Genomic DNA, 19,892 nt, shown 5'->3' with positions numbered 1-19,892 from the left:
ATGGGACGGTACGTGCTCCGGCGCCTGCTGCAGATGGTCCCGGTCTTCGTCGGAGCCACGCTGCTGATCTTCCTGATGGTGAACGTGATGGGCGACCCCGTCGCGGGCCTGTGCGGCGAGCGGCAGTGCGACGCGGCCACGGCGGCCCAGCTCAAGCGGGAGTACGGGCTCGACCAGTCGCTCGCCCGGCAGTACCTGACCTACATGGGCAACGTCCTCACCGGCGACTTCGGCACCGCCTTCAACGGCCAGCGGGTCACCGAGCTGATGTCCACGGCGTTCCCGGTGACCGTACGGCTGACGATCGTGGCGGTCTGCTTCGAGATCGTCATCGGCATCACGCTCGGGGTGGTCACCGGCCTCCGGCGCGGGCGGCCCGTCGACACCACGGTCCTGCTGGGCACCCTCGTCGTGGTCTCCGTCCCCACCTTCGTCACCGGGCTGCTGCTGCAACTGCTGCTCGGCGTCGAGTGGGGCTGGATCAAACCGTCGGTGTCCACCGCCGCGCCCTTCGACGAGCTGATCGTGCCGGGCCTCGTCCTCGCCTCCGTCTCCCTCGCCTACGTGACCCGGCTGACCCGCACCTCCATCGCGGAGAACCGGCGCTCCGACCACGTCCGCACGGCCGTCGCCAAGGGGCTGCCCCGGCGCCGGGTGATCGTCCGGCACCTGCTGCGCAACTCCCTGATCCCCGTGGTCACCTTCATCGGCACCGACATCGGCGCGCTGATGGGCGGCGCGATCGTCACCGAGCGGATCTTCAACATCCACGGCGTCGGCTACCAGCTCTACCAGGGCGTCCTGCGCCAGAACACCCAGACGGTCGTCGGCTTCGTGACCGTCCTCGTCCTCGTCTTCCTGGCCGCCAACCTGCTCGTCGACCTGCTGTACGCCGTACTCGACCCGAGGATCCGCTATGCCTGAGCAGCCCCGCGAACCCGCAGGCGCCGTCGCCGGCACCGGCATGGGCGGCACGATGGACCTCGCGGCGAGCGAGGCGACCACGCTGGAGCGGACGCCGGGCGGGACGTCCGGGCCGCCCGGGCCGGGCCGCACCGGCCCCGCGGGCAGGCCGCGCAGCCTGTGGTCCGACGCCTGGCGCGACCTGCGCCGCAACCCGGTCTTCGTCGTCTCCGCGCTGGTGATCGTGTTCCTGGTGGTCATCTCCCTGTGGCCGTCGCTGATCGCCCCCGGAAACCCCCTCAGGTGCGACCTCGCCAAGGCCCAGGACGGCCCGGCCCCCGGCCACCCCTTCGGCTACGACGGCCAGGGCTGCGACGTCTACACGCGCACCGTCCACGGCGCCCGCACGTCCGTCACGGTCGGCGTCTGCGCCACCCTCGGGGTCGCGGTCCTCGGGTCGGTGCTGGGCGGGCTCGCCGGGTACTTCGGCGGGCCGTGGGACGCGGTCCTCTCCCGGGTCACCGACGTGTTCTTCGCGATCCCGGTCGTCCTCGGCGGTCTGGTGCTGCTGTCCGTGGTGACCGGCGACACCGTCTGGCCGGTCATCGGGTTCATGGTGCTGCTCGGCTGGCCGCAGATCTCCCGCATCGCCCGCGGCTCGGTCATCACCGCCAAGCAGCACGACTACGTGCAGGCCGCGCGGGCCCTGGGCGCCTCCCACTCCCGGCTGCTGCTGCGGCACATCGCACCCAACGCGGTCGCGCCGGTGATCGTCGTGGCGACCATCGCGCTCGGCACGTACATCGCGCTGGAGGCGACCCTGTCGTACCTCGGCGTCGGGCTGAAGCCGCCCAGCGTGTCCTGGGGCATCGACATCTCCGCCGCCTCCCCCTACATCCGCAACGCCCCGCACGCGCTGCTGTGGCCCTCCGGGGCGCTCGCGGTCACCGTCCTGGCCTTCATCATGCTCGGCGACGCGGTCCGCGACGCCCTGGACCCGAAGCTGAGGTGAGCGGGCGTGCTGCTAGAAGTGCGCGATCTGCGGGTGGAGTTCCGCACCCGGGACGGCGTCGCCAAGGCCGTCGACGGCGTCGATTACGCCGTGGACGCGGGCGAGACGCTCGCCGTGCTCGGCGAGTCCGGCTCCGGCAAGTCGGTGACCGCGCAGGCCGTGATGGGCATCCTCGACACGCCACCGGGCCGGATCACCGGCGGTGAGGTCCTCTTCCGGGGCAGGAACCTGCTGGAGCTGAAGGAGGAGGAGCGCCGCAGGATCCGCGGCGCGGAGATGGCGATGATCTTCCAGGACGCGCTGTCCGCCCTCAACCCCGTGCTCACCGTGGGCGACCAGCTCGGCGAGATGTTCACCGTGCACCGGGGCATGTCGCGGAAGGACGCGCGGGCCAGGGCCGTGGAGCTGATGGACCGGGTGCGCATCCCGGCCGCGCGGGAGCGGGCCGGGCAGTACCCGCACCAGTTCTCCGGCGGAATGCGCCAGCGCATCATGATCGCGATGGCGATCGCGCTGGAGCCGGCGCTGGTCATCGCCGACGAGCCCACCACCGCCCTCGACGTCACCGTGCAGGCCCAGGTCATGGACCTGCTGGCCGAGTTGCGGCGCGAGTACCGCATGGGGCTCGTCCTGATCACCCACGACCTCGGCGTGGTCGCGGACGTGGCCGACCGGATCGCCGTGATGTACGCGGGCCGCATCGTGGAGCGGGCGCCGGTGCACGACATCTACAAGGCGCCCGCGCACCCGTACACCAGGGGCCTGCTGGAGTCGGTCCCGCGCCTGGACCGCAAGGGCGGGGAGCTGTACGCCATCAGGGGCCTGCCGCCGAACCCGGTGGACGTCCCGCCGGGCTGCCCCTTCAGCCCCCGCTGCCCGATGGCCCGCGACGTGTGCCGCACCGACGCGCCCGCGCTGTACGAGGTGTCCGAGGGCAGGCGCAGCGCCTGCCACTTCTGGCGGGAGTGCCTGGATGGCTGAGCCGGTTCTGGAGGTCAGCGGCCTCGTCAAGCACTACCCGCTCACCCGCGGCGTCGTCTTCCGGAAGCAGGTCGGCGCGGTCCGGGCCGTGGACGGCGTGGACTTCGCGCTCGGGCGGGGCGAGACCCTCGGCATCGTCGGCGAGTCCGGCTGCGGCAAGTCGACCCTCGCCCGGATGCTGGTCAGCCTGGAGCGGCCGACGGCCGGTTCGATCCGGTACAAGGGGGAGGACATCACCCGGCTGTCCGGCAGGGCGCTGAAGGCCGTACGGCGCAACATCCAGATGGTGTTCCAGGACCCCTACACCTCCCTCAACCCCCGCATGACCGTCGGCGACATCATCGGGGAGCCGTACGAGATCCACCCCGAGGCGGCCCCGAAGGGCGACCGGCGCAAGCGGGTGCGGGAACTCCTCGACGTCGTCGGACTCGACCCCGAGTACGCCAACCGCTACCCGCACCAGTTCTCCGGCGGCCAGCGCCAGCGCATCGGCATCGCGCGGGGGCTGGCGCTGCGCCCGGAGGTCATCGTCGCCGACGAGCCGGTCTCCGCGCTCGACGTGTCCGTGCAGGCCCAGGTGATCAACCTGCTCGACCGCCTGCAGCGCGAGTTCGGGCTGTCGTACCTCTTCATCGCGCACGACCTGTCGGTGGTGCGGCACATCTCGGACCGGGTCGGGGTGATGTACCTCGGGCGGATCATGGAGATCGGCACGCACCGGGAGATCTACGAGCACCCCACGCACCCCTACACCCAGGCCCTGCTGTCCGCGGTCCCGGTGCCCGACCCGGACACCCGGGAGCGCCGGGACCGGATCATCCTCACGGGGGACGTCCCGTCCCCGGTGAACGTCCCCTCCGGCTGCCGGTTCCGCACCCGCTGCTGGAAGGCGCAGGAGCGCTGCGCCCGGGAGGTGCCGCTGCCGGCGGTCCCGGCCGCGTACCGCCTGTCGGGCGGCCCGGCGGCACACGCCTCGGCCTGCCACTTCGCGGAGGCGGTGTCCGTCGTGGACTCCGCTCCGGGGCAGGCGGGGCAGGTGGGGCAGGCGTGGCAGGCGGGACCGGCGGGACCGGCGGAACCGGCGGCGCAGGCAGGGCAGGCGGCGCAGGCGGGGCCGGCCGGGGAGCACGGCAACGGGCCGGGATGACATGGCGCATCCCGGCCCGTTCACGGCACCCGCACGGCCGTACGCTGTTCAGCGTCGCGCGTCCGTATATCGGTACGGCTTCCGCGAAGTTGCCTGCGTGTTAACGCGGTTCGTGTTCGTTTGTGCGGTTTTCCAGTCCCGCTTCCGGTCCCGCTTCCAGTCCCAGTGAACGGCGCAGGAAGTCGAGCTGGAACCAGAGCAGGTTCTCTGCGACCGTCTCCTGCGGGGTCATGTGCGTGACGCCGGACAGCGGCAGCACCTCGTGCGGGCGGCCGGCCGCCAGCAGCGCGGAGGACAGGCGCAGGGAGTGGGCGACCACCACGTTGTCGTCGGCCAGGCCATGGATGATCATCATCGGCCGGTGCGGCTCGGCGGCGTCCACCAGACCGGCGTCGTCGAACAGTGAGTTGCGCCGGTAGACCTCGGGCTGCTCGCCGGGGTGGCCGAGGTAGCGCTCCATGTAGTGGGTGTCGTACAGGCGCAGGTCGGTGACCGGGGCGCCCACCACGGCCGCGTGGAAGACGTCCGGGCGGCGCAGCACCGCGAGCGCCGCGAGGTAGCCGCCGAAGGACCAGCCGCGGATGGCGACCCGGCCGAGGTCGAGCGGGAAGTCGGCGGCGAGCGCCTGGAGCGCGTCGACCTGGTCCTGGAGGACGACTTCGGCGAGGTCGTCCCGCACCGCCTTCTCCCAGGCGGGGGAGCGGCCCGGAGTGCCCCGCCCGTCGGCGACCACGACCGCGAAACCCTGGTCGGCGAACCACTGCGAGGTGAGGTGCGCGTTGTGCGCGGCCAGCACCCGCGCGGCGTGCGGACCGCCGTAGGGGTCGAGGAGGACCGGGAGGGGAGTGTCACCGTGGTAGTCCGTTGGCATAAGCACGGCGCACGGGATTTTCCGTGCGCCCCCCAGTGCGAGTGTCACGCGCGGGGACAGACCGGGATCTTCGGCGTACGACGGGATCACCGCCACCTGCTTCCCGTCCCGCAACACCTGCACCACCGGCCCCGGCCGGTCCGGCACGGCGGACACCAGCACGGTCACGCCCCCGGAGCGCACCGCCGAGTGCACGCCGGGTTCCCGGGACATACGTTCCAGGCCAAGTTCGTTGACGCGGTAGACGTGTACCTCGCCGATCTCGGGGGACCCGTCACCGGACAGGGCCGCCTCACCCGCCGACGCCGAGACCAGCACGTCGTCGGCGGTGACGTCCAGCACGGCGCGGATGTGCAACTGGGGTCCGGTCAGCGGGCGTTCGCCGACCGCCAGCACCCGCGCGCCGCCCTCGTCGGCGATGCGCACGAGCTGTCCGGAGGGGCTCCAGCACGGCATTCCAGGGAAAAGATCCAGCCAAATCGGATCTTCATCCGCGTGCACCAGCCGGGTCGTGCCCGACTCCGGATCCACCGCCAGGAACAGCTGACTCCGCTGGTCGCGCGCCTGTACGAGGAGCAGCGGCGCACCCGCTTCTGACCAGTGCACACGGGCCAGATACGGGTAGCGGCGACGGTCCCAGGACACCTCCGTGCGCACCCCGTCCAGACCGATCACGAACAGCCGCACGTCCACGTTGTCGGTACCCGCCGCCGGGTACGGGACGTGCAGTGGGTCACGTTCCGGGCGGGCGGGGTCGGAGATCCACCAGCGCTGCACCGGCGTGTCGTCCACCCGCGCGACCAGCAAACGGTCCGAGTCCGGCGACCACCAGAAGCCCCGCGAGCGGTCCATCTCCTCGGCCGCGATGAACTCCGCGAGCCCGTAAGTGACGTTGGCCGACTCCGGCTCGGCGAGCGCCCGTTCGCCCTCGTCCTCGGCGCCGACCACCCGCAGGGCGCCCTGCGCGACGTACGCCACGTGCCGGCCGTCGGGGGACGGGCGGGGGTCCACCACCGGCCCGGGGACGGTGAGTTCACGTGCCGTGCCGGCCCGAAGTTCGGCCGTGAAAAGCCGCCCTGACAAGGCAAAAGAGGCCAACTCCACGGCCGTGTCGGTGGCGTAGCCGACGATGCCCGCGCCACCCTCGCGGCTGCGCTCGCGCCGCGCGCGCTCCTCGGGCGGGAGGTTCTCGGTGGCCCCGCCCAGCAGCGCGCCCGGGTCGGCTGCCAACCGTTCTCGGCCGTTTTCCACGTCGAGAACCCAGAGCGCGTTCGTCCGGTCCGTACCGGAACTCGAGCGCAGGAACACGACACGGCTGCCATCAGGCGAGACCGTGAACGAACGCGGCGCGCCGAGGGTGAAGCGCTGGGTGCGGGCGTGCCGGCGGGGGAAGGAATCGGACCTCATCGTCATGCCATGACCATATTGGCCATGCGCCCCCTTGTGCGGCCGTGCGCCGACCGATGCGCGCGTCTGGATAGTTATGATCACTGGCGCACAGTGGGTATGAACCCGCTGGCTACTGTATGGATTTTTCTGCCCCTTGGTCCGACCCCCCCGTGCACTTGGGATCTTTGGAGGTGAGCCGCCGTGGCACTCTCGATTTCGGCGGTGGTGCTGCTGGCGATCATCGTCTTCCTGCTGATCAAGAAGTCAGGGCTGAAAGCCGGACACGCGGTCGTCTGCATGTTGCTCGGGTTCTACCTCGCGTCGTCGACCATCGCGCCCACGATCAGCGATCTGACGACGAACATCGCGGGCATGATCGGCAGCATCAAGTTCTGACCGCGGCCCACCGGGCCCCACGGGGCCCGGCAGGCACGGCCTGCCCCCTGGATCAGCCCCCGACCGCGTACGGCACGAAGCCGGCCCACGCGACGGGCGTGAAGACCAGCCGGGGCCCGTCGCCGTGCTTGGAGTCCCGGACGTGGACGGTGCGGGGTGAGGCGGCTGCCTCGACGCAGGAGTCAATCCCCGCTCGGTGCATGGCAGTCGGCGGACCTGCCGCCGTCGTCCTGTCACGGTGGCTGCGATTCGGCTTTGGCTGCGAGCGTGATGCGCCGACGACGCCTCAGCCCGTGCAGGGATCTTCCACCGTCGGCATGTACGGGGACAGCAGCGTCTCCGTGTGATGCGTGACCATACCTCGCACCAACTTCAGCACGCGTACATCGTTCTCGTGACCTGGTTCCTCGTCGTCGCGAACGTGGAGGAGTCCGTAGGAACCAGGGGCGACCGCGGCCACATGCTCGAATAGTTCGACCGCGTCAGGCGACGAGCGGTGATTGGACTAGCCGCCGAGGTGGATGAACGGCTCGCCGTTCATCCATCTGAGGTCAAGCAAGTACGGACTGTCCATCTGGACGATGCGATGGCGAAGCCCATCGACGATCTGTCACAACCGAAGCTCATCGTCGTCATCGGCCGCGGTCTTCCTGACCGTGATCCATCCGTGGTACTCAAACATCCCACGATCGTACTGAGATGACCCGCCTGACCGTTCCGGCCGCAGCGTGGTCCGCCGGAGATGCCTCAATCCGCAGTCGCCGCGAGCGAGTTCACGGCCATCGCCCGTTCGCTGAGCGGAGAGGTCGAAGTGCCGGAGGCCGAGTAGGCCGTCAGCCCTCGGACACGAACGGCACGAAGTCGGCCCAAGCCTTCGGTGAGAGCTGGAGGCGAGGGCCGACGGTGTGCTTGGAGTCGCGGACGTGGATGATCCCGAGGGCGGATGCAACCTCAACGCACTCGTTGCTGTTGCTGCTGTCGCTGTGGCTGCTCTTGAACCACCGCAGCGTCGCAGCGTTCTCCTCTGGGCTCTTCCGGATCATGTCTCCCCCATCACTTGCTCGATGAAAGCCAGCGACTCCTCTGGCGAGAGAGCCTGAGCCCGGATGATGCCACACCGCAGTTCCATGATCCGCAGATGCTTCAAATCAGAGACCGGTCGGCTTCCGTAGTCCCCTTCGGCGCGGCCAACTGCCGTGCCGTCGGTGAACTTGAGCACCTGGATCTCTCCTCCCATACCGGCGTGGACCGTGCGTTCGATCGGCATCACCTGGATCTCCACGTTCCTCATGTGGCCGAGCTCCAGAAGGTGCTCCAACTGGCGACGCAGCACCATCTTGCCGGTTCCCGCGCAAGACCGTCTGGGCTGAACTGAGCCTTACGCCACCGGAACCCGTATCTTCGCGCTCCGGTGCCGTCGGCGGCTGAAAGACAAAAGACTCAGGGGGAAAGCACCTTGCCAAACCCCACCCCTCCCGCCCGTGGCCCGCGCTCACTCGGGCGGGTGAACATCCCCGAATGGACTGGATTTCGCGGCCTCCGAGGCCCGACGCTCAGCGCAACGCACCATCACAACCGCAGACATGCGACGGCCCCCGCCGGGACGGCAATCCCAGTGCGAGGGCCTGACCACCGAGGAAGGTAGAGCTTCCCGATGGGTACCCAGAACCCTAGCGTGCACCCGCGCGCCCAGGCTCGCATTGCGGGCAACAAGAACCCGAACCGGGTCCACTGCACCGCCGGTGGGCTTCAGCACGACAACACCCGCCACACCACCCGCTTCACAGTGATCGGCAACCACCTGGCCCAGCACAGGGAGCTCTCGCTCCTCGCCATCGGGCTCGGCACGCACCTTCAGTCGCTGCCGAAGGGCGCCCCAGCCGACATCAAGACCCTTGCCGCGCGGTTCCCGGAAGGAGCCACCCGCATCGCCGCCGCCCTGCGCGAGCTGGAGGCCCAGGGCTACCTGCGCCGTGAACGCGTCCGCACGCCCGCCGGCCGCATCGTCACCCGCACGGTCTCCTGCAACCAGCCGGCGGCTGCCCGCCACCGCGCCGAGGCGCACGATCTGCCGGAGGCCCGGACCCCTGCGGCACCGCAGCGGCGGGATGCCTGCGCGGGCAGCGGGACGCACCCGACGGAGGCCGCGCGAGAGAAGCGAAACCCCCGCAAGCCGCTCCCCGCCGTGCCGAGCCCCGCTTATGCCGCCCCAGCCCTCCTCCAAGCCGCGGCCGACCTGCTCGCGGACCTCCACCGTCATGACTCCCGGGTGCTCCTGTCCGCCCGCGACACGGCTCACCTGGCCCCCGGCGTCGCCGCCTGGCTGGAGCGGGATGTCGCCCCTGCCGCCGTACGTCGTGCCCTGACCGCCGACCTGCCGCCCGAGGGCGTACGCCGCCCCGCGGCCCTCCTGGCCCACCGCCTCGCCGACCAGCTCCCGCCGCCGCCCCCGCTGCGCGCGCCCTCCTCGCCACCGCCCACCCGCCAACCTCTCCAGAACTGCGGCGGCTGCGATCGGGCCTTCCGCGCCCCCACCCCCGGCCGTTGCCGCAAGTGCGGCTCCGACCTTCGGGGAGCCCTCTGATGCGCAACCACGTCAGCCGTGTCCCGTTCCGGCGCGGTCCCCGCCGGATACTCTGGCCGGGGCATGCACTGGAGGACACCATGAGCACTCAGGCCGATCACGGGCACGAGCTGATCCCCCGCCCCCAGCAGACCCCGGACGCCCTGCGCGCGGCACTTGCCGTGGTCGACCCTGCCCGCCTGGAGGAGATGCAGGCAACGAAGGACGAAGCCTTCGCCAAGGCGGTGGAGTGGCAGTCGTTGAGCCCCGTGCAGAGCTGGGTGCTGATGTGGGCCAGGGACATCGAGATCGCCCGTCGCCCCGACCTGTCCACCCGCCACGCTCGCGCCAAGGCCGACCTGGAACACCAGGACTCCGCCGTCGCCCGTGAGGCCCTGCGTCAGTTGAGTGCCGTGCTGGACGAAGCCATGAAGGCAGTACGCGGGTGAGCTGGAAATGGGAGTACGTCTTCGGCGCGGAGGAAACCGCTCGTACCGCTCCCGCCGGCTTTCTCGCCGAGGTGGAAAGAAGGGCGGATGAGCTGGTCCGAGCCGCCGAAGCACTCCACGTCCACGGCCGAGCTCACGACGGCGTCGACCCCAGAGGCGGTGTCGTCATTGTTCCCGGGGGCATGTTCACCTATCAGGTCGTGGTGCGCAGCGAGCGCGTCTACATCGTCCAGATCACTTACCTGAGCTTCTGAGAAGGCGGTTAAGAGTATTCCGCAGGCGGCGCTGGGGGCTTGATCCTGAGGGACGTTCGTCGGCAATCACTCCCACGATGCGGTACGAAGCAGTGCTACGCGATACTCATTCTGTGGAGTGGTTCGAGCAAGCCCGGGCAGCGGAACAGCGCCGGGACTGGGATGTAGCGATCGCTTTGGTAAGCACCCACGCCGAGTGCTATTCCACTGATCCCTCCAGACACGACAACCATCTCTGGCACATGGATCTGCTCGCCCGTGCGGAACGGCTCTCGGAACTCACGGAGCGCGCTCTCACGGATGTCCACGCACGTCGGAGACTCAACGCATCGCTTCGCGAGCGGGGAATGGAGTCGGCGCTGCGCAATCGCGCCGAAGACGGTGATCGTGGTGCCCTGTACGCCCTTGTTCGGCTGCTGTGCGAGACGAGCCGGATTCCAGAAGCTCATCGAGTGGTCCAGGATCTCGGTCTGGACGACCAATACGCACACCAGATCGTGGCCCGCTTTCGATCGCCATCGAGCGATGCACATTGAGGTTCGGCTGATGCCGGCAAGAGCGAGCGAGTGCTGAGCGGCGAAACCAGGTCGACGTAGGTCAGTGCGGTACTCGATCATGCGTTCATGCCCCTGAGAGAGACCCTTGCCCGAGTCGATGCAGACCTGGCCGCCGGCCGGGTTCCCGTCGCGCGCCAGCGCCTGCGCGGTCTCATCTCGTCCTTCCCGCACGACCTGACCCTCCGCCGTCGTCTGGCCGAGGTGTACCGGCTCTACGGCGACGCCGCCGAGGCCGGACGCTGGATGTACCTCGAAGAGGACCGCAAAGCCGACGAGACCGATGCCTTCGAGGCGCGGTACGGGTCTCCCGGGTGGCGGATGAAAGCCCTCGCCTGGCAGGGCCCGGAGGCGAAGGCCGCCACCGTCTTCGCGGAGGAGCAGCTGGTCGCGGTGCGGACCGCCTGCGCCGAGGAATTGGGGCACCCCGTCGACTGGGACGACCCCGCCTCCTACCGGGACGACCTGGAAGGGGAGTACGAGGCGCCCTCCGAGCCGTGGACGGCCGGCGGTGTGCTGGCGGGCGTCGGCTGCCTGGTGGCGGCCCTTGGGTTCCTCGCGATATGGGTAAACGGACTCGTTGCCCTCTTCAACTGAACCAGGTCACCCGGGATTGTGAGAAGCGCCGCTCAAGGTTCGTGAGACCGTCCAGAACCGCCGTGAGCAGGACCCTCGATGACGAGTCCCAGATGATCTCGCGGTGTCCGGCAGGAAGGCCGGGCAGGCCGCCGTGCCGTTTTGTCGGAGGGGGCTCGTAGGGTGGGCCGCATGACCGAACTGCCTGCTCGGCGTCTGCTCCTGGTGCACGCGCATCCGGACGACGAGTCGATCAACAACGGCGCGACCATGGCCAGGTACGCGGCCGAGGGTGCCCACGTGACCCTGGTCACCTGCACTCTCGGCGAACTGGGCGAGGTCATCCCGCCCGAGCTGCGGCACCTGACCGGCGCGGCCCTCGGCGAGTACCGCCTCGGCGAGCTGACCGCGGCCATGCGCGAACTCGGCGTCGCGGACTTCCGGCTGCTCGGCGGCGCGGGCCGCTACCGGGACTCCGGGATGATGGGCCTGCCCGACAACGACGACCCCGGCTGCTTCTGGCAGGCCGACGTCGACGAGGCGGCCCGGCACCTGGTCGAGGTCATCCTGGAGGTACGCCCCCAGGTCCTGGTCACCTACGACGACAACGGCGGCTACGGCCACCCCGACCACATCCAGGCCCACCGCGTCGCCCTGCGCGCCGCCGAACTGGCCGCCGCGGAGGGCTGGGACATCCCCCGCGTCTACGTCAACCGCGCCCCGCGCTCCGTCGTCGAGGACGCCTTCGCCCAACTCGCCACGGACCTGCCGGGGCTGCCCTTCGCCAAGAGCGCCGCCGTGCAGGACGTGCCGGGCGTGGTCGACGACGCGCGGATCACCACGCGGATCGACGGCACCGCCCGCGCCTCCGCAGCCAAGGCCGCCGCGATGCGCGCCCACGCCACCCAGATCGAGGTCGCCGAGCCGTACTTCGCGCTCTCCAACGAACTCGCGCAACCGCTGTTCACCACCGAGTACTACGAACTGGTGCGGGGGGAAGGCGCGGAGCCGGGGGAAAGCGACCTGTTCGCCGGGACCGGGGAGGGTTCCTGACATGAGCGGCGACCGGACTCCGATGCTCGCCCAGCCCCTGCGACCGCCGTCCGCGGGCCGGGCGGCCCTGTACCTCGGCCTGTTCGTGTGCGGCGCCGTGGTCGGCGTGGCCGGGGCGCTGGTGCAGGCCGACTGGTTCCCGGGCGGGCTGCTGCTCGCCCTCGCGGGCGAGGCCGGGCTCGTGCTCGGCGGGGCGCTGGCCTCCGGCGGCCGGGCCGGGGCGGTCGCGTCCGCCGTCGGCTGGATGATCGCCGTGGTGTTCCTCACCACCAGCCGCCCCGAGGGCGACTTCCTCTTCGCCGCAGGAGGCGGCTCGTACCTCTTCCTGCTCGGCGGCATGGCCGTGGCTGTGATCTGCGCCACGGTCGGGTGGGTGCGGCAACCGAACGGCGGCGACGCCCGACTTGGGAAGTGACGTACCACTTCGCCGTCCCGCGGGCGTGCAAGTGCCGTGTGGGTTTCCCCGGCGGTAGTGGGATACGGGCCAGAAGTGGCCAGTATGGTGGTGCGCGCCGCCGAGCCTCCCCCAGACGCTCGACTTAGCTCGCGCCCGGGGGGACCCCCAACGTGAGGTCGTGTCGGGCGGCGGAGCCAACCGGGAGAACCTGCCTTGAGTCGTGAAACTGACACTCCGTCCTCCGGCCCCAACGGGCGCGGTGGAGCCGCATACCCGTCGGGCACCCCGCCCTACGGGACGCCGGCGGCTTCCGACGGCTCTGCGGACGCGGGCCGTTCGGCCAAGCCGGAGGACCGCAAGACCGAGACCACGCTGACCACCCGGATCCGGATCAACATCCCCGGGTCACGGCCCATTCCGCCGGTCGTCGTGCGCACGCCCGTCGCGGACGCCGACGGCAAGAAGGACGACACCGCGGAGACCGCGGCTCCGGCTCCGGCGCCGGGTGCGGCCACGTCCACGGGCATGTCCGCGGGCGGCGCCGTCGAGGCGCCGGCCGAGCCGGCCCGGCCCGCGGGGGAGAAGACGAGCGACTGGTTCGCGCCGCGCAAGTCGGGCCCGCCCAAGGGCGGTCAGGCCGGCGGCGCCGCCAACGGCGCCGGTGTCCACGGCGGTTCGGGTACGCCGGCAGGCGCGGGCGCGCCCGCGGGCTCGGGCACGCCCGCCGCGGGTGCCTCCGGCGGCGCGCGTCCCGGCGGCGTGGTCGGCGCCATGAGCGTGACGGGCGGCTCCCGGCCCGGCGGCGCGAACGGCGCCCGGCCCGGCACGACCAACGGCGCCGGGCTCCCCGGCGCGACCGGCGGGCCGGTGGCCCCCGGACACGGCGGCGGCACCGGTTCCTTCGACGTCACCGAGGCGCTGAACGCGGGCCCGCGCTCCACCGGCCCCCGTCCCGGCCAGGGCACCGGCGGCGACGCACGCCGCGACGACCTGCCGTACTTCTCGGAGGGCGACCGCGGCGGCGCCGTCAACGGCCAGGGCGGCGGGGCCGGTCAGGGCGGCTACGGCGGCCCCGGCGGCCATGGCGGTCCCGGCGGCCATGGCGGTCCGGGCGGCCCCAACAGCCCCGCCGGCCCCAGCGCGCCCGGCGGCCCCAGCGCTCCCGGCGCTCCGAACGGGTTCGACGGCGCGAGCGGTTTCGACGGGCCGAACGGCTTCGGCGGCCCCGGCGGCGCGCACGGCGGCCCCGCGGGTCCGACCACAGGTCCGGTCACCGGCGACGGCCCGCTGGCCCCGCCCACCGGTCCGGGCGGCCAGGACGGCGGTGCCGGTCAGGGCGGCTACGCCGGTCCCGGCGCCCCGGGCGGGCCCAACAGCCCCGGTGGTCCGGGCGGTCCCGGCGCTCCGGGCACGATGCGCGGCGGTGAGCCTTTCGGCTCCGGTCCCGTCGCGGCGCCCGGTGGCGGCCTGAGCGACGACACCGCGATCCTCACCCCGCAGAAGCCGGCCCCCGAGCCGGGCCCGCAGGGCGGCTACCCGGCCCCCGACAACGTCTCCGGGCACACCGTCACCAGCGGCATCCCGGTCGTGCCGCCGGGCGCCGGCTCCCCGTTCGGGCCGGGCGCCCCCGCCGACGGGGCGCTGCAGCACACGCCCCCGAAGCTGCCCGAGCCGGTCGCGCAGAACGTGCCGGCGGCCGCCCCCGCGAAGAAGAAGGGCCGCAGCAAGCTGGCGCTGCTCGGCGTCGCCGTGTTCCTGGTCGCCGGCGGGGCCTACGGCGCCGGGCTGCTGATGAACCACACCGACGTGCCCAAGGGCACCACCGTGCTCGGCGTGGACATCGGCGGCGGCACCCGCGACGACGCCGTGAAGAAGCTCGACGCGGCCTTCGGCAAGAACGTGAACCAGCCGCTGAAGCTCTCGGTCGGCGGCGACACCGTCACGCTCAAGCCCGACCAGGCGGGGCTCCAGTTCGACGAACAGGCCACGGTCGCCGCGGCCGCGAAGAGCGACTACAACCCGGTCTCGGTCATCGGCTCCCTCTTCGGCAACCACCGGGTCGTCGAGCCCGTCATGCCCGTCGACGAGGAGAAGCTGAACGCCGCCCTGCAGGACGTGGCGGGCGGCTCCGGCTCGATGACCGAGGGCACGATCAAGTTCGTCTCCGGCAAGGCCGTCGCCGTCTACGGCAAGCCGGGCAAGGGCATCGACATCGCCAGGTCGACCGACGCGATCGTGACCGCCTACCGCGCCCAGGTCGAAACCGGCTCCACCACCCCGGCCGCCGTGGCCACCACCACCAAACAGCCGACGATCTCCAACGCCGAGGTCGACCGCGAGCTGAAGGAGTTCGCCCAGCCCGCGATGTCGGCCCCCGTCACGGTGCAGACGGACGCGGCGCACAGCGTCATCTTCAGCCCGCAGAACTCCCTGTGGAAGTTCCTGCGCGTGAAGGCCGTCAACGGCAAGCTCGTCGACAGCCCCGACATGGACGCGCTCAAGGAGCTCTACGGCCACACCTTCGACGAGGTCCTGATCACCCGGGGCACCGGCCAGAAGACGGCCGTCACCCCGCAGGACGTCTACGTCGCCCTGCGCCAGGCGCTGCTGAGCAAGACCAACCGGGTCGCGGTCATCGACACCGACCCGAGCTGACCGCCCACGACCGGAAGAGGGGCGCCCGGCGACCGCCGGGCGCCCCTCTTCGTACGGCAGCCGTACGGCAGCCGTACGGCAGTCGGGCGCGCCTCGTCGCATGACGGCCGGGCGCCTCTCGTCGTATGACATCTGTCATCCCCGACACCGGACCCCCGACACTGCCGGGCCGGAGGCCCCCGCGGCCACCATGGCTGTCATGACAACGACAGATACGGCCACCGCCCCGGTGGTCGGGTTCGAGCGGGTGAGCAAGAGGTACGGCAGCGTGCGGGCGGTCGACGGGCTGACGCTGGCGTTGCGTCCCGGGGAGACCGTGGCGCTGCTCGGGCCGAACGGGGCCGGCAAGTCGACCACGCTGGACCTGCTGCTCGGGCTCAGGAGCGCCGACAGCGGCACCGTGCGCGTCTTCGGCACCGGGCCGCGCGAGGCCATCGTCGCCGGGCGGGTGGGCGCCATGCTGCAGAGCGGCGGGCTGATGGACGAGGTCACCGTCGCCGAACTGGTCCGCCTCGCCTGCGACCTGCACCCCAGGCCCTACCCGGTGAACGACGTGCTCGCCCGCGCCGGACTCACCCAGATCGCCGGCCGCAGGGCCGACAAGCTCTCCGGCGGCCAGGCGCAGCGCGTCCGCTTCGCGCTCGCCACGGCCGGCGACAGCGATCTGATCGTGCTGGACGAGCCCACCACCGGCATGGACGTCTCCGCCCGCCAGGCCTTCTGGGCCACCATCCGCGAGCAGGCCGACCAGGGCCGCACCGTGCTGTTCGCCACGCACTACCTGGAGGAGGCGGACGCCGTCGCCGACCGCGTCCTCGTCCTGCACCGCGGCCGGCTGCTCGCGGACGGCACCGCGGCCGAGATCAAGGCGAAGGCGGGCGCACGGCGCGTCTCCTTCGACCTGGACGCCCCGATCGACGCGGCGCGGCTGCGCGGCCTGCCGTTCCTGACCGCCCTCGACATCAGCGGCCGGACCGTCCGCATCCAGTCCTCCGACGCCGACGCCACCGTCCACGCCCTGTACGGCCTCGGCCTCTACCCCCGCAACCTCGAGGTCGCCGGCCTCGGCCTGGAGCAGGCGTTCGTCGCCATCACCGCCGCCGAGGAGGCGAAGCAGCCGTGAACAGCCTGATCAAGCTGGAACTCACCCGCGCCCTGCGCAACCGCAAGTTCCTGTTCTTCTCGGTCCTCTACCCCTCGCTGCTGTTCCTGCTCATCGCGGGCAACGCCGACAGCACCACGAAGATCGACGGCACCGGCCTGACCCTGCCCGCCTACATGATGGTCTCCATGGCGTCCTTCGGCGCCCTGACCGCCGTCCTGATGGGCAACAGCGAACGCATCGCCAAGGAACGCGAGAGCGGCTGGGTACGGCAGCTGCGGCTGACCGCCCTGCCCGGACGCGGGTACGTGCTCGCCAAGACGGCCGGCGCGGCCGTGGTCAGCCTGCCGTCGATCGTGGTCGTCTTCGTCGTCGCGGCCGCCGTGAAGGACGTCCGCCTGGACGCCTGGCAGTGGCTCGCCCTCACCGGCTCCATCTGGGCCGGCAGCCTGGTCTTCGCCGCGCTCGGCGTCGCCCTCGGCTACCTGGCGAGCGGCGACACCGTCCGGCCGGTCACCATGATCGTCTACTTCGGCCTGTCGCTGCTGGGCGGCCTGTGGATGCCGACGACGACCTTCCCGCAGTGGCTCCAGGCCGTCGCGAAGTGGCTGCCCACGCACGCGTACGCTGCTCTCGGGCGGGCGATCGAGCAGAGCCGGTCCCCGCACGCCCGGGACGTCGCCCTCCTCGCCGTCTTCTTCGTCCTGTTCGCGGGCGGCGCGGCCTGGCTCTACCGGAAGGACACCTTGCAGGCGTGAGCACGACGACGGACGACCGGTCGGCGCCGGAGACCGGCGCGACGCCCCTCGGGCAGCCGCCCCGCACCCTGCGCGAGGCGGGGCGCAAGCTGCTGTGGATCGTCATCTGGCTGGTGTTCCTCAGATCGCCCGTGAACGACCTGCTCTCCGGCCAGCACACCACCGCCGCCACGGTGGCCGGCTGGACCGGCCTGGCGGTCTTCGTGGGCACCTACCTGACGCTGGTCTTCCGCACCATGGGCCGGCCGTTCCCCGGCCCGCTCGTGACCGGCCTGGTCGCCGGCCTCGGCGTGCTCGCCGTCGTCCTGTCCGTCACGCTCGGCCGGCCCTGGCTCGACCTGTTCGTGTACGTCTCCGTCGCCTGCGGCGCCACCTTCCCGCTGCGGACCGCCTACTGGACGATCCCCCTGACGACGGCCGTGATGCTGACGAGCGCCCTCGCCGACGGCGAGAGGGACCTGTGGACCCTGGTCCTCCTGGTCCTGCTCATCGGCTTCACGATGACGGGCGTACGGCAGCTGGTGCGCACGACGGTGGAACTGCGCAGGGCCCGCGCCCAGGTCGCCCAGCTCGCCGCCAACGAGGAGCGGCTGCGTCTCGCCCGGGACCTGCACGACCTCCTCGGCCACTCGCTGTCGCTGATCACGCTGAAGAGCGAGCTGGCCGGCCGCATGCTCCCCGACCACCCCGACAAGGCGGCCCGCCAGATCGCCGACATCGAACAGGTCAGCCGCCAGGCCCTGGTCGACGTCCGGGAGGCCGTCACCGGCTACCGGCGCCCCCGGCTGGCCGCCGAACTCGCCGGGGCCCAGGTGGCGCTGGCGGCGGCCGACGTCACCGCCGACCTGCCCGCCGAACCCGACCTCACCGGCGTCCCCGAGGAGAGCGAGTCGGCCCTGGCCTGGGCCCTGCGCGAGGCGGTCACCAACGTCGTACGGCACAGCGGCGCCCGGCGCTGCACGGTCGGACTGCTCACCCGCCAGACCCTCGACGGGCGGGTGCTGGAACTGTCCGTCGAGGACGACGGCCGGGGCGGCCCCGGCAAGGGCGCCGGCAACGGCCTCACGGGCCTGGCCGAGCGCCTGGAGAAGGCCGGCGGCACCCTGGAGGCGGGCGGCACCAGACGCGGGTTCCGGCTGGTCGCCCGCGTCCCCGTGGACAGCGGGGCGGACGTAGGATCCGGGGCATGAGCTCCACGATCAAGGTCCTGCTCGCCGAGGACCAGTCGATGGTCCGCGAGGCACTGGCCGCCCTGCTCGGCCTCGAGGACGACATCGAGGTCGTCGCCCAGGTCGCGCGCGGCGACGAGGTGCTGGCCGCGGCGCGCGAGCACGACGTGGACGTGGCCCTGCTCGACATCGAGATGCCCGGCTGCACCGGCATCGAGGCCGCGGCCCGGGTGCACGCGGAGCTGCCGGACGTGAAGCTGGTCGTCCTGACCACCTTCGGCCGCCCCGGCTACCTGCGCAGCGCGATGGAGGCCGGCGCCGACGCCTTCCTCGTCAAGGACGCCCCGGCCGCCCAACTGGCCGCGGCCGTACGCAAGGTGCTGGAGGGCGAACGGGTCATCGACCCCACCCTCGCGGCGGCGGCCCTGGCCGAGGGCGCGAACCCGCTCACGGACCGCGAGCGCGAGGTGCTGCGCGCGGCGGCCGACGGCTCCACGAACGCGGAACTCGCGGCCGCCCTGCACCTGTCGCAGGGCACCGTCCGCAACTACCTCTCCACCGCGATCCAGAAACTCGCGGTGCGCAACCGTGCGGAAGCGGTGCGGATCGCCCGCGACAAGGGCTGGCTGTGACGCCTCGGCTGGCTGTGACGCCTCGGCGGGCTGTGCGGCTTCGGTTGCTGTGAGCCGCAGTGGCTCTGCTGCCTCAACGGCTCGGATGCCTCAGTTGAGCATCGCCCGCGCCGAGTGGGCCTGGCGGCGCACCTGCCGCGCCGTCTGTTCGTCGACCGCGGCCACCACCTCGGCGTATGCCTCCAGTTCCGCCGCCCCGGCGAGGTAGTCGCCCCGCTGCACCAGCAGTTGCGCCCGCTCGTAGCGCAGCCGCGCCGGATGCGAGGGCAGCAGCAGCGACAGCTCCACCGCCCACAGCGCCACGTCCGACCGCTCGGGCCGGGCCGCCGCCCACGCGCGGACGTTGTTCAGGATCCGCGAGACCACCTCCAACGGACCGGCCGGCGTCAGCATCGACGGCTCCAGCGGCGCCCCGGTGGCCCCCACGACCAGCAGTTCCACGTCGCCCCCGCCGAGCACCCGCCCGCCGTCGAACGGGTCGGCCAGCACCTGCTCCTCCTGCGGCCCGAACCCGACGACGAAGTGTCCGGGCAGCGCGACCCCGTACACCGGCGCGCCCGCTCTCCTGGCCACCTCCATCCACACCACCGACAGCATGATCGGCAGCCCGCGCCGCCGGCGCAGCACCTCGTGCAGCAGCGACGACTCCAGGCGCCGGTAGTCGGCGGGGGAGCCATGGAAGCCCTCGCCCTCGCCCAGCAGCCGTCGCAGCGCCTCCGCCCACGCCGTCGGCCCGCCCGGCCGGAACGGCAGCCGTCCCGCCAGCCGGTCGAGCTCCAGCTGCGCGGCGTCCATGCCCGCCTCGTCCAGCGTTCCGTCCGCCTGCGCGCCCACCAGCAGGCACAGCGTGGCCAGGTCGGGCCGTTCGGACCGGGCCTCCTCGGCGAACAGCCGCCGCAGCCGCGCGGACCGCTCGGGCGGCGGGGGAGCGGGGGACGGAGGACAGCGGGGACTCATATCAGGCTCGTGCCCTTCCACGGCGACTTCACGGCGACTTCACGGCGGCTTTGCGGCGGCTTCGCGACGGCTTT

Annotated in this window: 22 protein-coding genes and 2 pseudogenes; 18 read left to right on the top strand and 6 right to left on the bottom strand. The window is 71.9% G+C overall.

The window, feature by feature from the left end; genetic code table 11:
- The 4 genes from AB0G63_RS00325 to AB0G63_RS00310 are packed head-to-tail and all read left to right on the top strand — an operon-like array spanning position 1 to position 4,043.
- Positions 1 to 924, top strand: a complete 924-nt coding sequence (locus AB0G63_RS00325) for an ABC transporter permease (protein WP_360741793.1) — start codon at positions 1 to 3, stop codon at positions 922 to 924.
- Positions 917 to 1,915 carry an ABC transporter permease gene (locus tag AB0G63_RS00320; RefSeq protein ID WP_360741790.1) on the top strand — a complete coding sequence of 333 codons (999 nt, stop codon included), beginning with the start codon at positions 917 to 919 and terminating at the stop codon, positions 1,913 to 1,915. Before AB0G63_RS00325 ends, AB0G63_RS00320 begins: the two co-directional genes overlap by 8 nt.
- Before the next feature lie 6 nt (positions 1,916 to 1,921).
- Positions 1,922 to 2,896: an ABC transporter ATP-binding protein gene (locus tag AB0G63_RS00315; protein WP_360741787.1), complete on the top strand. Its 975-nt coding sequence runs from the start codon at positions 1,922 to 1,924 to the stop codon at positions 2,894 to 2,896.
- Positions 2,889 to 4,043 carry a dipeptide ABC transporter ATP-binding protein gene (locus AB0G63_RS00310; protein WP_360741783.1) on the top strand — a complete coding sequence of 385 codons (1,155 nt, stop codon included), beginning with the start codon at positions 2,889 to 2,891 and terminating at the stop codon, positions 4,041 to 4,043. The genes AB0G63_RS00315 and AB0G63_RS00310 overlap by 8 nt, the downstream gene beginning before the upstream one ends.
- 100 nt (positions 4,044 to 4,143) lie before the next feature.
- Here AB0G63_RS00310 and AB0G63_RS00305 read toward each other — a convergent pair whose 3' ends face one another.
- Entirely contained in the window at positions 4,144 to 6,327 is a 2,184-nt protein-coding gene (locus AB0G63_RS00305; protein ID WP_360741779.1) for a prolyl oligopeptidase family serine peptidase, read from the bottom strand.
- Between the two features lie 177 nt (positions 6,328 to 6,504).
- Here AB0G63_RS00305 and AB0G63_RS00300 point away from each other — a divergent pair, with 177 nt between their 5' ends.
- A complete protein-coding gene (locus AB0G63_RS00300; protein WP_324787496.1) occupies positions 6,505 to 6,699 on the top strand; it encodes a hypothetical protein in 195 nt (64 codons plus the stop codon).
- Positions 6,700 to 6,751: 52 nt separating this feature from the next.
- Here the strand turns inward: AB0G63_RS00300 and AB0G63_RS00295 are convergent, their stop codons facing one another.
- From AB0G63_RS00295 to AB0G63_RS00280, 4 genes and pseudogenes are all read right to left on the bottom strand, one after another.
- Positions 6,752 to 6,901, bottom strand: coding sequence for a DUF397 domain-containing protein (locus AB0G63_RS00295; RefSeq protein WP_360741775.1), 150 nt, complete (start codon positions 6,899 to 6,901; stop codon positions 6,752 to 6,754).
- Positions 6,902 to 6,985: 84 nt separating this feature from the next.
- Positions 6,986 to 7,159, bottom strand: a complete 174-nt coding sequence (locus tag AB0G63_RS00290) for an Imm7 family immunity protein (protein ID WP_360741772.1) — start codon at positions 7,157 to 7,159, stop codon at positions 6,986 to 6,988.
- A gap of 373 nt (positions 7,160 to 7,532) precedes the next feature.
- Positions 7,533 to 7,742 (bottom strand): DUF397 domain-containing protein, encoded by a 210-nt coding sequence (locus AB0G63_RS00285; RefSeq protein ID WP_360741770.1) that lies wholly within the window; start codon positions 7,740 to 7,742, stop codon positions 7,533 to 7,535.
- Positions 7,739 to 8,041: pseudogene (locus tag AB0G63_RS00280) on the bottom strand (Scr1 family TA system antitoxin-like transcriptional regulator); the annotation flags it as partial. The gene AB0G63_RS00285 and the pseudogene AB0G63_RS00280, both read right to left, overlap by 4 nt.
- Between AB0G63_RS00280 and AB0G63_RS00275 the strand changes: the two are divergent.
- From AB0G63_RS00275 to AB0G63_RS00215, 13 genes and pseudogenes are all read left to right on the top strand, one after another.
- Positions 8,041 to 8,127: pseudogene (locus tag AB0G63_RS00275) on the top strand (ATP-binding protein); the annotation flags it as partial. The pseudogenes AB0G63_RS00280 and AB0G63_RS00275 sit on opposite strands and share 1 nt — an antisense overlap.
- Before the next feature lie 226 nt (positions 8,128 to 8,353).
- A complete protein-coding gene (locus AB0G63_RS00270; protein WP_360741767.1) occupies positions 8,354 to 9,283 on the top strand; it encodes a helix-turn-helix domain-containing protein in 930 nt (309 codons plus the stop codon).
- 80 nt (positions 9,284 to 9,363) lie between these two features.
- On the top strand, positions 9,364 to 9,711 hold the full coding sequence (locus tag AB0G63_RS00265) for a hypothetical protein (protein ID WP_360741764.1): 348 nt from the start codon (positions 9,364 to 9,366) through the stop codon (positions 9,709 to 9,711).
- A complete protein-coding gene (locus AB0G63_RS00260; protein WP_360741761.1) occupies positions 9,708 to 9,965 on the top strand; it encodes a hypothetical protein in 258 nt (85 codons plus the stop codon). The genes AB0G63_RS00265 and AB0G63_RS00260 overlap by 4 nt, the downstream gene beginning before the upstream one ends.
- 113 nt (positions 9,966 to 10,078) lie before the next feature.
- Positions 10,079 to 10,501: a hypothetical protein gene (locus tag AB0G63_RS00255; protein ID WP_360741758.1), complete on the top strand. Its 423-nt coding sequence runs from the start codon at positions 10,079 to 10,081 to the stop codon at positions 10,499 to 10,501.
- Positions 10,502 to 10,588: 87 nt separating this feature from the next.
- Positions 10,589 to 11,116, top strand: a complete 528-nt coding sequence (locus AB0G63_RS00250) for a DUF6584 family protein (RefSeq protein ID WP_360741755.1) — start codon at positions 10,589 to 10,591, stop codon at positions 11,114 to 11,116.
- A 171-nt stretch (positions 11,117 to 11,287) separates the two neighbouring features.
- The gene (gene mshB, locus AB0G63_RS00245; protein WP_360741752.1) at positions 11,288 to 12,148 is read left to right on the top strand and encodes an N-acetyl-1-D-myo-inositol-2-amino-2-deoxy-alpha-D-glucopyranoside deacetylase; all 861 of its coding nucleotides are present in this window, start codon (positions 11,288 to 11,290) and stop codon (positions 12,146 to 12,148) included.
- Between the two features lies 1 nt (position 12,149).
- On the top strand, positions 12,150 to 12,563 hold the full coding sequence (locus AB0G63_RS00240) for a DUF6113 family protein (RefSeq protein ID WP_360741749.1): 414 nt from the start codon (positions 12,150 to 12,152) through the stop codon (positions 12,561 to 12,563).
- A gap of 195 nt (positions 12,564 to 12,758) precedes the next feature.
- On the top strand, positions 12,759 to 15,200 hold the full coding sequence (locus AB0G63_RS00235; RefSeq protein WP_360741746.1) for a hypothetical protein: 2,442 nt from the start codon (positions 12,759 to 12,761) through the stop codon (positions 15,198 to 15,200).
- 190 nt (positions 15,201 to 15,390) lie between these two features.
- Positions 15,391 to 16,323 (top strand): ABC transporter ATP-binding protein, encoded by a 933-nt coding sequence (locus AB0G63_RS00230; RefSeq protein ID WP_360741743.1) that lies wholly within the window; start codon positions 15,391 to 15,393, stop codon positions 16,321 to 16,323.
- Positions 16,320 to 17,060 carry an ABC transporter permease gene (locus AB0G63_RS00225; protein ID WP_360741740.1) on the top strand — a complete coding sequence of 247 codons (741 nt, stop codon included), beginning with the start codon at positions 16,320 to 16,322 and terminating at the stop codon, positions 17,058 to 17,060. Before AB0G63_RS00230 ends, AB0G63_RS00225 begins: the two co-directional genes overlap by 4 nt.
- Positions 17,057 to 18,250, top strand: coding sequence for a histidine kinase (locus tag AB0G63_RS00220; RefSeq protein WP_360741737.1), 1,194 nt, complete (start codon positions 17,057 to 17,059; stop codon positions 18,248 to 18,250). Before AB0G63_RS00225 ends, AB0G63_RS00220 begins: the two co-directional genes overlap by 4 nt.
- Positions 18,247 to 18,861: a response regulator transcription factor gene (locus AB0G63_RS00215; RefSeq protein WP_360741734.1), complete on the top strand. Its 615-nt coding sequence runs from the start codon at positions 18,247 to 18,249 to the stop codon at positions 18,859 to 18,861. The genes AB0G63_RS00220 and AB0G63_RS00215 overlap by 4 nt, the downstream gene beginning before the upstream one ends.
- 90 nt (positions 18,862 to 18,951) lie before the next feature.
- Here AB0G63_RS00215 and AB0G63_RS00210 read toward each other — a convergent pair whose 3' ends face one another.
- Positions 18,952 to 19,818 carry a transglutaminase-like domain-containing protein gene (locus tag AB0G63_RS00210; protein WP_360741731.1) on the bottom strand — a complete coding sequence of 289 codons (867 nt, stop codon included), beginning with the start codon at positions 19,816 to 19,818 and terminating at the stop codon, positions 18,952 to 18,954.
- Positions 19,819 to 19,892 lie beyond the last annotated feature (74 nt).

Source organism: Streptomyces sp. NPDC020996, assembly GCF_040641355.1.
Lineage (GTDB): Bacteria > Actinomycetota > Actinomycetes > Streptomycetales > Streptomycetaceae > Streptomyces.
The sequence above is the reverse complement of the archived record's forward strand: the minus strand, read 5'-3'. Positions and strand labels throughout refer to the sequence as shown.

Coding starts and splice junctions, on each gene's coding strand:
- AB0G63_RS00325 (WP_360741793.1), top strand. CDS start 1: ATGGGACGGTACGTGCTCCGGCGCCTGCTGCAGATGGTCCCGGTCTTC.
- AB0G63_RS00320 (WP_360741790.1), top strand. CDS start 917: ATGCCTGAGCAGCCCCGCGAACCCGCAGGCGCCGTCGCCGGCACCGGC.
- AB0G63_RS00310 (WP_360741783.1), top strand. CDS start 2,889: ATGGCTGAGCCGGTTCTGGAGGTCAGCGGCCTCGTCAAGCACTACCCG.
- AB0G63_RS00305 (WP_360741779.1), bottom strand. CDS start 6,327: ATGACGATGAGGTCCGATTCCTTCCCCCGCCGGCACGCCCGCACCCAG.
- AB0G63_RS00295 (WP_360741775.1), bottom strand. CDS start 6,901: ATGCACCGAGCGGGGATTGACTCCTGCGTCGAGGCAGCCGCCTCACCC.
- AB0G63_RS00285 (WP_360741770.1), bottom strand. CDS start 7,742: ATGATCCGGAAGAGCCCAGAGGAGAACGCTGCGACGCTGCGGTGGTTC.
- AB0G63_RS00270 (WP_360741767.1), top strand. CDS start 8,354: ATGGGTACCCAGAACCCTAGCGTGCACCCGCGCGCCCAGGCTCGCATT.
- AB0G63_RS00265 (WP_360741764.1), top strand. CDS start 9,364: ATGAGCACTCAGGCCGATCACGGGCACGAGCTGATCCCCCGCCCCCAG.
- AB0G63_RS00250 (WP_360741755.1), top strand. CDS start 10,589: ATGCCCCTGAGAGAGACCCTTGCCCGAGTCGATGCAGACCTGGCCGCC.
- mshB (WP_360741752.1), top strand. CDS start 11,288: ATGACCGAACTGCCTGCTCGGCGTCTGCTCCTGGTGCACGCGCATCCG.
- AB0G63_RS00240 (WP_360741749.1), top strand. CDS start 12,150: ATGAGCGGCGACCGGACTCCGATGCTCGCCCAGCCCCTGCGACCGCCG.
- AB0G63_RS00230 (WP_360741743.1), top strand. CDS start 15,391: ATGGCTGTCATGACAACGACAGATACGGCCACCGCCCCGGTGGTCGGG.
- AB0G63_RS00215 (WP_360741734.1), top strand. CDS start 18,247: ATGAGCTCCACGATCAAGGTCCTGCTCGCCGAGGACCAGTCGATGGTC.
- AB0G63_RS00210 (WP_360741731.1), bottom strand. CDS start 19,818: ATGAGTCCCCGCTGTCCTCCGTCCCCCGCTCCCCCGCCGCCCGAGCGG.